Origin of the sequence: Nocardia vinacea NBRC 16497, from assembly GCF_000308835.1 — a bacterium.
GTDB classification, from domain to species: Bacteria; Actinomycetota; Actinomycetes; order Mycobacteriales; family Mycobacteriaceae; genus Nocardia; species Nocardia vinacea.
This window is the reverse complement of the sequence record NZ_BAGN01000033.1, coordinates 1-11,770: the sequence shown is the minus strand read 5'-3', so window position 1 is coordinate 11,770 and position 11,770 is coordinate 1. Positions and strand designations below refer to the sequence as shown.

11 protein-coding genes and 1 pseudogene are annotated in these 11,770 nt (G+C 65.9%); 5 read left to right on the top strand and 7 right to left on the bottom strand.

Annotated features, from left to right (window positions below):
• Positions 1–332, bottom strand: a pseudogene (locus tag ON44_RS04225) (phosphoserine transaminase); the annotation flags it as partial.
• 127 nt (positions 333–459) lie between these two features.
• Here ON44_RS04225 and ON44_RS04220 point away from each other — a divergent pair.
• The gene (locus ON44_RS04220; protein WP_245567008.1) at positions 460–1,041 is read left to right on the top strand and encodes a hypothetical protein; all 582 of its coding nucleotides are present in this window, start codon (positions 460–462) and stop codon (positions 1,039–1,041) included.
• Between the two features lie 32 nt (positions 1,042–1,073).
• Here ON44_RS04220 and ON44_RS04215 read toward each other — a convergent pair whose 3' ends face one another.
• From ON44_RS04215 to ON44_RS04200, 4 genes are all read right to left on the bottom strand, one after another.
• Positions 1,074–1,664, bottom strand: coding sequence for a GTP-binding protein (locus ON44_RS04215; protein ID WP_051181491.1), 591 nt, complete (start codon positions 1,662–1,664; stop codon positions 1,074–1,076).
• Positions 1,661–4,366 carry a HAMP domain-containing sensor histidine kinase gene (locus ON44_RS04210; RefSeq protein WP_040686466.1) on the bottom strand — a complete coding sequence of 902 codons (2,706 nt, stop codon included), beginning with the start codon at positions 4,364–4,366 and terminating at the stop codon, positions 1,661–1,663. The genes ON44_RS04215 and ON44_RS04210 overlap by 4 nt, the downstream gene beginning before the upstream one ends.
• Before the next feature lie 285 nt (positions 4,367–4,651).
• The gene (locus ON44_RS04205) at positions 4,652–5,524 is read right to left on the bottom strand and encodes a polysaccharide deacetylase family protein (protein WP_063721507.1); all 873 of its coding nucleotides are present in this window, start codon (positions 5,522–5,524) and stop codon (positions 4,652–4,654) included.
• Positions 5,525–5,654: 130 nt separating this feature from the next.
• Positions 5,655–6,803: a citrate synthase 2 gene (locus ON44_RS04200; protein WP_051181490.1), complete on the bottom strand. Its 1,149-nt coding sequence runs from the start codon at positions 6,801–6,803 to the stop codon at positions 5,655–5,657.
• A 153-nt stretch (positions 6,804–6,956) separates the two neighbouring features.
• On the opposite strand from ON44_RS04200, the gene pdxH reads away from it, so the two are divergent.
• From pdxH to ON44_RS04180, 4 genes are all read left to right on the top strand, one after another.
• The gene (gene pdxH, locus ON44_RS04195) at positions 6,957–7,697 is read left to right on the top strand and encodes a pyridoxamine 5'-phosphate oxidase (RefSeq protein WP_040686464.1); all 741 of its coding nucleotides are present in this window, start codon (positions 6,957–6,959) and stop codon (positions 7,695–7,697) included.
• Positions 7,698–7,758: 61 nt separating this feature from the next.
• The gene (locus ON44_RS04190) at positions 7,759–9,108 is read left to right on the top strand and encodes an MFS transporter (RefSeq protein ID WP_051181489.1); all 1,350 of its coding nucleotides are present in this window, start codon (positions 7,759–7,761) and stop codon (positions 9,106–9,108) included.
• 138 nt (positions 9,109–9,246) lie between these two features.
• The gene (locus ON44_RS04185; protein ID WP_083897642.1) at positions 9,247–10,551 is read left to right on the top strand and encodes a citrate synthase; all 1,305 of its coding nucleotides are present in this window, start codon (positions 9,247–9,249) and stop codon (positions 10,549–10,551) included.
• A gap of 42 nt (positions 10,552–10,593) precedes the next feature.
• Positions 10,594–10,953 (top strand): FKBP-type peptidyl-prolyl cis-trans isomerase, encoded by a 360-nt coding sequence (locus ON44_RS04180; RefSeq protein ID WP_040686462.1) that lies wholly within the window; start codon positions 10,594–10,596, stop codon positions 10,951–10,953.
• Between the two features lie 53 nt (positions 10,954–11,006).
• Here ON44_RS04180 and ON44_RS04175 read toward each other — a convergent pair whose 3' ends face one another.
• Positions 11,007–11,342, bottom strand: coding sequence for a transcriptional regulator (locus ON44_RS04175; RefSeq protein WP_040686461.1), 336 nt, complete (start codon positions 11,340–11,342; stop codon positions 11,007–11,009).
• Positions 11,339–11,770 (bottom strand): hypothetical protein (locus tag ON44_RS04170; protein ID WP_218007518.1); only part of this gene is annotated, 432 nt, incomplete at its 5' end. The genes ON44_RS04175 and ON44_RS04170, both read right to left, overlap by 4 nt.

Below are 11,770 nucleotides of genomic sequence, written 5' to 3'. Positions count from 1 at the left end.
GCGGCGAACTTCGAGCTGAACTCACCGTTGGTCAGGTGCAGCGAGCGCTCGCGGATCAGACCGAAGGCGGCGGCGTCCCAGAACGCCGTGGTGCCACCGTTGCCCAGCACCACCTCGTAGCCGTCGGGCAGCGCGAAGAGCTCGCGCAGGCCGCTGCGCACGCGTGCGACCACATCCTTGACCGGCTTCTGCCGGTGACTGGTTCCGAACACCGAGGCGCCGACGGATACCAGAGACTGCAACTGCTCCGGGCGCACCTTGGAGGGGCCACAGCCGAACCGTCCGTCGGCGGGCTTGAGATCGTCGGGAATAGTCGGGAACTCAGCGGTCATGGCCAACAGGGTAGACGGTGGTAATGCTGTGACTCTGACCACACTCCAGCTAACGTTATCGCCCATGAACCTTGCGTCGGTTAGCTCGGGGTGGCGAGAGCGCAGCAGGGGGCCGCGGAATTTCGGATTGAGCACGGGCGCGTTATCGGATGCGCAACGGCGCGAGTTGCTCATTCACGGCGCGATCGGCTCGGCGACCATCCTCGGTGTGCGGCCGCGGCGCAGTGAACCTGGACACGTTTTCTGGGTTCGAGTGCAGGTAGAAGGCGCGCTGCCATACGAAACCCGGGTGCGGCAGCGGATGTGTGAGGACGACCTGGAGTGGATGCAGCCCGGTGATGTGGTCGGCTGCCGGGTCGATCCGGGCGATCGCGACCGCCTGGTGCTCTATGTGCCCGATATCGCCGAGACCGGCCGGGCGAGCATTTCGAAGATCCTCAGCGACGGCCGCCGCGCCGATGCCACCGTGCTCGCCGCCGCACCGGTCGCCGCCGACTACGCCGGTCGCGACGACCCGGTGCTGCGCCTGGACCTCGAACTACGTGCCTGGGACGAGGCGAAACCCTGGCGCGTGCGCCTGATCCAACCGGTACCGCTGGCCGCGATCGGCCTCGTCGATCTTGGCCAACACCTGGAGGTCGCCTTCTTCACCGTCGACCGCGGCGAATCCGTCGCGGTCGACTGGCTTGCCTCCCTCGATGAGGATTAGTGCGGCGGCTCGGTATTCGAGCCGCCGTTTCGCTAACTCTTGGCTTTCACCCGCGCCAGCGCATGTCCGGTCAGTGCGATGAGCGCGGTCTTGGCGGATTCCCGGTCCCTGGCATCGATCATCATCACCGGAACATCGGCGGATAGCGAGAGGGCATCGCGGATGGCCTCCTCGGGAAACTTGGGAGCGCCTTCGAATTCGTTGACCGCGACCAGGAACGGTAGTCCGAGTTCTTCGAAGTAGTCGACCGCGGCGAAACTTTCGTCCACCCGGCGGGTATCGACCAGCAGGATCGCGCCGATCGCGCCGAGGCTGAGGTCGTCCCACATGAACCAGAATCGGTGCTGCCCGGGCGTACCGAACAAGTACAGCACCAGATCGTCGGACAGGGTGATCCGGCCGAAATCCATGGCGACCGTGGTGGTCGTCTTATCCGGGACCGCCGAGGTGTCGTCGATTTCGGAACTCAGGTCGGTCATCAGCGCTTCGGTTTTCAGCGGAACGATATCCGAAACCGCGCCGACCAGCGTAGTTTTGCCGACCCCCATCTCGCCGGCTATCACGATTTTCGCCGAGACCGCGCGGGACGCTGTCTCGGGTGGTGCTTGTTCAGGTGCGGTCATCGAACATCCTCGGCTGCAAGGGGTTTCAACTTACCAGTGGCTCTTCCGTCACGTACCCCCCGCTGATACCGGTTCAATCCTGTGCGGATCGTTTCCGGGTCGCGGCGCGTGCTCGCCGCAGATTCCGTTGCCGCCGACCCCGATTCGGCCCCACCCGGCACCAACTGATTCCCTGGATCTCGTTTCGGTAGCCCGGACGTTGTCCTTTCCGTGATTGTCGGATCCGCTGCCCGCTCTGCCGCAGACCAGCCTTCATCCGCCGCCGAATGCCAATTCGTCAAAACCGGTAGCTCCCCCGTAGTCGGATCAGCCAACCACGCCGACATCATGCCGGCGAAAATCGGCGTTGCCGCTTCCCCCTCGACGGGCTGCGTCGATCCGTTCGAAGCGGATTCGACGGTCTCCGTCGAATCCCCCTCTTCGGATTGGAAGAACGAGGTCGTCTTCACCACCCGCTCCTGCGGCCCGGTCGGGGGACCCGAATCGGCCACGCTAGCGGACTGCGGTGGCGTGCCGGTCGCCGCGGTGGTGCTCGACGGCTTCGCAGCAGGCCCGCCCGCTTTGCGACGACCCTTGCGGTTGACTCCCGGAACCCGTTTCGGCAGACCATAACTGGTGATCACCGGCGGTGCCGCGGGCGCATCGGCCGCAGGTTCCGCGGGCTTGGGCGCGGCCGACGGCGGCGCACCGATCCGACGTGCCGCGGGTTCGGCCTTGGCAACAGGTGTGACCACTTTGGCCGCGGGTTTGGCAACACCCGCGCCCGCCTCGGCCGTCGCCTTGGTACCGAGCGTGTCCCGGTGCACCGGAATGACCGGCTTCAGCGCCGCCGGATCCTCCGCATCCTGCGACGGCACCTCGATCAGCGCAGGCGGAATGTGCAGGCTCGCGGTGATTCCCGGACTGAGCGCACGATCGTGCGTCCGGCGCAGTCGAACCGTGATGCCGTGCCGCTCGGCGAGTTTGCCGACCACGAACATGCCCATCTGCCGGGTCGTCGCGACGGTGACCACGGTCGGCGTCGCCAACCGCTCGTTGATCTCGTTCAGTTCGTTCGTCGTGATGCCGATGCCTTCATCGATGACTTCGATGAGCAGGCCGCCCTCGGAGGTCCGGCTGTAGGCGAAGGTGACATCGCTGTCGGGCGGTGAGGCCCGCAGCGCGTTCTCCAGCATCTCCGCGATCAAATGCACCACATCGGTCGCCGCGATGCCCGCGACCCAACCGTCCGGTGTGGCACCGGATTTGACCCGCTGATAGTCCTCGACCTCGGAGACCGCGGCGCGCAGAATATCGCGCACCTCGACCGGTCCGGACCGATCGTGGCGCGATCGTGTTCCGGCCAGTACCAGCAGATTCGCGCTGTTGCGCCGCATGCGCGCGGCCAGGTGGTCGAGTCGGAAAAGCTGGCCGAGCCGCTCGGGATCCTTCTCCTCGAATTCGAGCGCCTCGATCATGCTGAGCTGGCGATCCACCAGCGTCTGGCTGCGCCGCGCCATGGTCTCGAACATGTCGTTGACCTGATCGCGCAGCAGTTGCTGCTGTGCGGCGAGTTTGAGTGCCTGGGTGTGCAAACCGTCGACGGTGCGGGCGATTTCGCCGATCTCCTCACCGGTGTGCACCGGCACCGGTTTCACCTCGATGTCCTCGAGTTGGGCGCCGCGCATGATCCGTTCGACCTCGCTCGGGAGGTCCTTCTCGGCGAGTTCGCTGGCACCCGCCCGCAGCCTGCGTAGCGGCTGTAGCAGCGAGTGCGCGACCCACAGCGCGAGTGCGAGCGCCGCGATCACGGTCCCGAGCACCACCAGGGAGGCCTGCACGGCCGCGGATCGGGCCTCGGCGACCTTATCGTCGACATCGTGGATGACGCCCTGCACGATCTGGCGCGTCAATCCGGTGAAGACATCGCGGGATTCGATGGCCAGCCGCCGCAACTCCACAAGGTCGACGACGTGCGTGCGCATCGCGACCTCGATCATGTCCTTGAGCACGGCGTTATTTGGCTGCACCACCCGATCGAGGTCGGGCTTGGCCGTGGGCATTACCCGTTCGATGGCATCGCCCATGGCCAGGATGCGTCCCTGCACGATATGGAAATTCTCAGCCTGAGACGGCTGTTGGATCGCCGTCATGGCCGCCATCAGCCAGTTGAAGCCCTCGACCTTACCGGCCAGCACATCGGAGAGCTGTGCCTTCGCGGCCACGACCGAGGCGATGCCGATCGGGGTGAGCAATTTGTCCACGGTGCCGATGGCATCGGCGACGATCGCGTTGTTGAGCTCGACGGCCTTCACCGGATCGCCACCGCCCTTACCGCCGGAGCGGATGACTTCGCTGGTCGCGGTCATCTGCTTCAGCGCCCTGGCGACCGTCGCATCGATGCCTTTGCGTTTCGCGCGCACCGTGGCTTCGGTAATAGCCGTTGACAATTCGACCAGGTCCTGGTCGGTGGTGGTGCCGTAGACCTGCCCGCCGGCGACGGTCGAGGCCGCCGATTCGAGTGCGGTGATCGCCGGAATATCGGAGATGCGATCGGCCGCACTGTCGTATTCGGAGTAATCACGGAAGAAGACCGTCAGGCGCAGCCCGCCGAGCAGAATGGCCGCGGCCAGCGGAAGTGCAACGGCCGCGCCGACTTTCCAGCGGACTCGCCATTGCTCGAGATTCCGCCATCGAGTGTGCGCGAAGATTCCCTGCGCCACCCTACATACCGCCTTCCGCTCGGATCGGGCCGATCCGGTCACCTCGCGCTGGCGAAATGCCCGGTGCACGGCCGCAATCCGTCTCACCTTTGTTTTTTCGAGCGACCGGCAGGCGGTCGGCTGACATCGGGACACCGGTCAGCATCGGTACCATACTGGCTTGCCCCCGAGGGTTGCGCGTTATTGGCGCGATCCCGGGGGCGTGCACGCCATACCGTAATAATTGCACCCCGCGGCTCACCGGCACGATGGCGTGCCGAGCCCGACTACGGGCGGCAACGGTGCTCAGAGATGGACAAAGGTGAACCCCGCTGATCGCAGCGCGGGCAGCGCCGCCGTCATGCCTGCGGCCGTTCCGGAATTCGGCCGGTGCATATGCGCCAGCGAGATCGCACCGGGTGCGGCGGCTTTCATCGCATTCTGGACCTGCGCCGTGCTCGCGGTGGCGCCGTAGTCGGCATTGATGCTGAAACCGACCGGCCGCTCACCCAATTCGTTGACGATCGCGACCGCGACATCGTCATAGTGCGCGGTACCCGCACGGAAGAACCGCGGCGGTTTGCCGAGCAGGGCGGTGAGCCGTTCGTGATTGGCCCAGACCTCGTCGGCGGCCTCCTGTGGCGAGCCGGTGCCCGGGATCTCGTAGGCGGCCCGGCCGGTCACCGAGAGCGGCTTGTGTGCCACACCATGATTGGCCAGCTCGAACAGCGGATTGGCGGCCAATTGCGCGGCGCGACCGGGATTCGCGTCGATCCAACGTTTATTGAGGAAGAGCGTGGCCGGAATCTGCTGGGAGATGAGCAGATTCAGCAATGCCTCATCGATATCGTTATTGCCGGGCCCGCCGCACGCGTCGAAGGTGACCGCCATCTGTTTGCCGGTCGCCGCGAAAGTGCTTGTGATGCCGTCCATCTTCATGCCCCACAGCGTCGGCTGCGCACCAGCGTGCCGGGCGGCCACCGCCGCGGGGGAGTTGGCCGCGGGCACCTGCTGCATCGGGGATCTCGGAATGGCCTGCACGTCAACGGCGTTCGCGGCGGTGGTCGTTCTCGATTGCGCGGTAGTGGTTTTGCCCTTGTCGGCACTGCAACCGGCGACGAAAGCCGCAGTCGCGGCACCGAATCCGATCAGCCGCCGCCGCGACACATTCCTATCCATCCAGCATTCCCCGTTAACTCTTTCTCCCACAAGCATCCCCCCGGATGCTACGCGAGCCGGACACCGTGGTGGGCAACCGAACCCACCGCGACATCCGGCTCGCGGAAGCACTATTGAATTGTCGGTTGAATCACACGTGCGCGATGGCGGACCAGCCTGCGACGTCCTGCGGCTGGCGCGGGCCGGGGCCGGTGTAGATGGCGGCCGGGCGGACCAGCTTGCCCAACTGCTTCTGCTCCAGGATGTGGGCACACCAACCGGCGGTGCGGCCACAGGTGAACATCGCGGGCATCATGTGCGCGGGGACCTCGGCGAAGTCCAGGATGACCGCCGCCCAGAATTCCACGTTGGTCTCGATGGCGCGGTCCGGACGACGCTCGCGCAGTTCGGCGAGCGCGGCCTGCTCCAGCGCGGCGGCCACCTCGAAACGCGGGGCGTTCAGGCGCTGCGCGGTGGCGCGCAGTACGCGGGCACGCGGATCCTCGGCCCGGTACACCCGGTGGCCGAAGCCCATCAGCTTTTCCTTGCGGTCCAGAATGCCCTTGACCAAAGCGCGTGCGTCACCGGACTTTTCGACGGACTCGATCATCGGCAGCACGCGCGCGGGCGCGCCGCCGTGCAGCGGACCCGACATCGCGCCGATCGCACCGGACAGCGCCGCGGCGACGTCGGCGCCGGTCGAGGCGATGACTCGCGCCGTGAAGGTGGAGGCGTTCATGCCGTGCTCGGCCGCGGAAACCCAGTAGGCGTCGATGGCCTCGGTGTGCCGCGGATCCGGGTCGCCCTTCCAGCGGGTCATGAACCGTTCGGTCACCGTGGTGCACTCGTCGATCTTCTTCTGCGGCACCGCGGGCTGGTAGATGCCGCGCGCGGACTGCGCGACATAGGACAGCGCCATCACCGAGGCGCGCGCCAGATTCTCCCGCGCGGTCTCGTCGTCGATATCCAGCAGCGGCTGGTATCCCCAGATCGGGGCGAGCATGGCCAGTCCGGCCTGCACGTCGACGCGCACGTCACCGGTGTGCACCGGCAGCGGGAACGGCTCCGCGGGCGGTAGGCCGCGACCGAATTCACCATCCACCAGTAGTGCCCATACGTCGCCGAAGGTCACCCGTGAGCCGACCAGGTCCTGGATATCGACGCCGCGGTAGCGCAGCGCGCCGCCGTCCTTATCGGGTTCGGCGATATCGGTGGTGAATGCCACCACGCCTTCCAAGCCGCTGACGAAATCAGGGGGTACGGCGGTCTGCCCACTGGGCACCGCATGGCTGGTAGTCATTCTGTGACTCTCCTTGCACTTCGGTTCGTTCCTTGGCGACTGCTTGCGGGTCGCTGGAAAAGGCCTGTTCTCGTCGAGGAGGGTGTGGCTCGCCGAACACATGCCGATCAACAAAACCTTAGCTCCCTGCTACCGCGGAGTAACGTCTGGCCCATGCGTGACCTGGACAATTCATCTCTCGGTCAGGAAATGGCCGCAAATGATCGGGTTCTTTTCCCGGCGACCGATTTGGCCGCCATGCGAGTCGACTACGGCGGCATGCCATTCGGCAGCGGTGAGGACACCGATCTGGACGAAACCTGGCTGGCAGGCGGCTGGGAGCCGCTGCTCCGGCACTGGGTCGAACAGGCCACCGCGGTCGGCATTCCCGAGCCGAATGCCATGGTGGTCGCCACCGTCGCACTTACCGATATCGGGCCGCGTCCGGTCGCACGGACGGTGCTGTGTAAAGGCCTCTCGCCGGAAGGTGTGACTTTTTACACGAATTACGACTCGGCCAAGGGCAACCAACTGGCCGGCGTTCCATTCGCAGCCGCGACTTTCGTCTGGCCCGCGCTGGGTCGACAGGTTCACGTGCGTGGGCCGGTCGAGCTGGTCTCCGCCGAGACGACCGCGGTCTACTGGCGCTCCCGGCCACGTGATTCGCAGCTGGGCGCCTGGGCCTCGCGCCAGTCCCGGCCGATCGCCTCGCGCGCTGAACTCGATCGCACCCTGGCCGAGACCACCGCACGCTTCGCCGACGTCGACGAGATCCCGGTGCCGCCGCACTGGGGCGGCTATCTGATTCGCCCCGACGAGGTGGAGTTCTGGCAGGGCCGCCGGGGTCGGCTGCACAACCGGATCCGGGTGCGTATCAGCGGCGACACCATGACAGTCGACCGACTACAACCCTAGAAAGCCCACCCGTCGCCCGACCACCTCCCCTCATCGAATCGCCCCGCGATAGTGATCGTCGATGCCCCAACATTGTTGGGCTACTGACCGGCTCATTACGCTGCGGTCGGTGAAACTGCTCGCTGACACCACCCCGCTGCGCTATCCCGATTTCCGACGGTTGTGGACCAGCAACATCGTCACTGTCATCGGTTCGCAGTTGGCCGTGGTGGCCGTCCCGCAGCAGATATTCGAGATCACCGGCAGCTCCGGCTATGTCGGCCTGGCCGGTCTGTTCGGCCTGGTCCCACTGATCGTGTTCGGTCTGTGGGGCGGTGCGCTGGCCGATGTGATGGACCGGCGCAAACTCATGCTCATCACCAACTGCGGTACCGGTGTGACCGCAGTCGCCTTCTGGGCGCAGGCCGCGGTCGGACTCGACAACGTCTGGATCGTGCTCGGACTTTTCGCCGTGCAGCAGGCGCTCTTCGCGGTGAATCAGCCGACCCGCAGCGCCGCCATCCCGCGGTTGCTGCCCACTGAACATCTGGCGGCGGCCAGTGCGCTCAGCATGACCGTGCAGCAGACCGGTGCCATTGCCGGGCCGGTGCTCGCGGGTGTACTGATTCCCGTCGTCGGCCTGTCCACCCTGTATCTGATCGACGCGATCGCGCTGCTCGCCACCATCTGGGCGGTGTGGCGGCTGCCCGCCATCCCACCGACCGGAACCGCGCGCAAGGCCGGATTCCGCACCGTCCTGGACGGTTTCGCCTATCTGGCGACGCAGCGCATCCTGCTCGCCTCGTTCGTAGTCGACGTGATCGCCATGGTGTTCGGTATGCCGCGCGCGCTCTACCCGCAGATCGCGCACGAGACCTTCGGTGATCCGGCCGGCGGCGGCGTCGCGCTCGGCCTGCTGTTCGCTTCCATCTCGGTCGGCGCGGTGCTCGGCGGAGTGTTCTCCGGCTGGATCTCGCACGTGCGACGCCAGGGTCTCGCGGTGGTGGTCTGCATCGCGCTCTGGGGGGTGGCCATGGTCGGCTTCGGCGTCGCCGTCGGCTGGACCGGTCACGGCCTCGGCCTCGGGCCGGGGCTGTGGATCGCTTTGGCCTGCTCGGCCTTCGGCGGCGCGGTCGATATGGTTTCCGCCGCGCTGCGCATCGCCATGCTGCAGGCGGTCACCACCGACGAGATGCGCGGCCGCCTGCAAGGAGTGTTCATCGTGATCGTCGCGGGTGGCCCGCGCATCGGTGATGTTGCCCACGGTTTTGCTGCGGCGAGCCTGGGTACCGCGGTTGCCGCGGCGGGTGGCGGCGTGCTGGTCGTTATCGGGGTGTCGCTGGCTGCGCTCGTGTTCCCGGCCTTCATGCGCTATCGCGTCGCCAGGTCGCGCTCGGTGCCGGTGTCGGACAGCGCAACAAACCTCACCTGACGGGAAGTTGTTTGTGAGGTCGGCCGGTGGGCACCCTCGTTCTCGGGCCGTGCGAGCAGCGACTAGCGTCTAGGTAAGTGCACCGCCGTGCCGACCGCACCCCGATGCCGACGGTCCTAGCCTGAGAGGGATCCTTCCGTGCCCGAAAAAGACCACATCAACGACGCCAAGCCGATTCTGAGCTACCCCGGCGGCGAATATGCGATGACGATCGCCGAAGCCAAAGAAGGCAATGACGGCGTCGACCTCGGCAAAATGCTGGCCAGCACCGGGTATGTGACCTACGACCCCGGATTCATGAACACCGCGCCGACCAAGTCGGCGATCACCTACATCGACGGCGAAGCGGGCATCCTGCGCTACCGCGGCTACCCGATCGACCAGCTCGCGGAATCCTCGACCTTCATCGAGGTCAGCTACCTGCTGATCTACGGTGAGCTGCCGACCCAGGCGCAGCTGGACGAGTTCACCGACCGGATCCGCCGCCACACCCTGCTGCACGAGGACCTCAAGCGGTTCTTCGACGGCTTCCCGCGCAACGCGCACCCGATGCCGGTGCTGTCCTCCGCGGTGAACGCGCTTTCGGCGTACTACCAGGACTCGCTGGACCCGAAGGATCCCGAACAGGTCGAACTGTCGACCATCCGACTACTGGCCAAGCTGCCCACCATCGCGGCCTACTCGTACAAGAAGTCGGTCGGCCAGCCCTTCCTCTACCCGGACAACTCGCTGAGCCTGGTGGAGAACTTCCTGCGGATGACCTTCGGCTTCCCGGCCGAACCCTACGAGGTCGATCCGGAGATCGCCGCCGCACTGGACATGCTGCTGATCCTGCACGCCGACCACGAGCAGAACTGCTCCACTTCGACTGTGCGCCTGGTCGGCTCGTCCGACGCCAACCTGTTCACCTCTGTCTCCGGTGGCATCAACGCGCTGTGGGGCCCGCTGCACGGCGGCGCCAACCAGGCCGTGCTGGAGATGCTGGACGGCATCAAGGCCGAGGGCGGCAACGTCAAGGACTTCATCCGCAAGGTCAAGAACAAGGAAGACGGCGTGAAGCTCATGGGCTTCGGGCACCGCGTCTACCGCAACTACGACCCGCGCGCCTCGATCGCCAAGAAGCATGCCGACGCGATCCTGTCCAAGCTCGGCGGCGACGACGAATTGTTCGATATCGCAAAGTCTCTCGAAGAGGCCGCGCTCACCGACGAGTACTTCATCTCGCGCCAGCTGTACCCGAACGTCGACTTCTACACCGGTGTCATCTACAAGGCGATGGGCTTCCCGACCCGCATGTTCACCGTGCTGTTCGCGATGGGCCGGCTGCCGGGCTGGATCGCGCACTGGCGGGAAATGCACAGCGAGCCTTTGAAGATCGGCCGTCCGCGCCAGATCTACACCGGTTACGGTCACCGCGACTACCACGACATCGTCGGCCGTTAATTTCTGTCCGCAACATCATCACCTATCAGAGGGGATAGCCGAATGACCAAGCCGGAGATCGAATTCCAGGCGGGCCCAGCGCCCACCGAGCTGGTTATCAAGGACATCGTCGAGGGCGAGGGCGCCGAGGCCGTGCCCGGCGGCACCGTCGAGGTGCACTATGTCGGCGTGGAATTCGAATCCGGCGAGGAGTTCGACTCCTCCTGGAACCGTGGCGAAGCCATCAGCTTCCCGCTGCGCGGTCTGATCCAGGGCTGGCAAGACGGCATCCCCGGCATGAAGGTCGGCGGTCGCCGCCAACTCACCATCCCGCCGCATCTCGCCTACGGCCCGGCCGGCTCCGGCCACAAGCTCTCCGGCAAGACCCTGGTCTTCGTGATCGACCTGCTCAACGCCAACTGAGCTGAAAACCCAACTGCGGCCCGTGCTCTCGTAGAGCACGGGCCGCAGTCGTCTCACGAGGGCTCGGCGGCTGGGTCGGCGTCAGGGGTCTCCTCCACTTGACGGATGATTCGCTTCAGCTGGGAGATCTCGTCGTAGAGGGCTCTTTTCCCGGCTACGGTCAGGTGGATCCACGTACGGCCGCGTTTGCCCTCATAGCCTTTCTCGATCTCCACCAGCCCGGCCTTTTCCAATACGGCCAGGTGCTGGGAGAGGTTGCCTGTGGTCAGATCCAGCGTGGTCCGCAGAAAGCCGAACTCCACTCGCCGGGCCTCGTGGGCGACGGTGAGGATGCCCAGTCGGACGCGCTGGTGAACGACGTCGTCGAGTCCGTTCGCCGGATGGGTCATAGCCCACGCCGTTCGGCTAGGGCGAAGCCGATGCCACCGAGGAGCAGCACACCGCCGGCGACAACCAGGCCCGGCAGGAAGCTCCACGTCGGGTCGAGGTTCGCGCCGACGTTCAATCCCAGTCTCCGCCTTCCCATTCCGCACGCCAGGAGCGCGACGACCAGATAGCCGATGGCGAAAGCCAGTAGTGGCCAATTGCGTTCCACCCGGGCCAGCACGAACAATGCCAGGCCGATGGAGATCAGCGGGACCATGCCGACAGCGACCGGACCGGTCGGAAAGTAGCCGTCCAGGTCGAGTTGCTGTGTCCACGCCGAGGCGATGCCGAACACCAGCCCAGCCGCGATCCCCGAGCCTACGTAGGGCTTATCAGTTGCGGACCACCTCGATCGGGTCGGTGAGCGCAAGTGCGAGCGCGGACTGCTGGG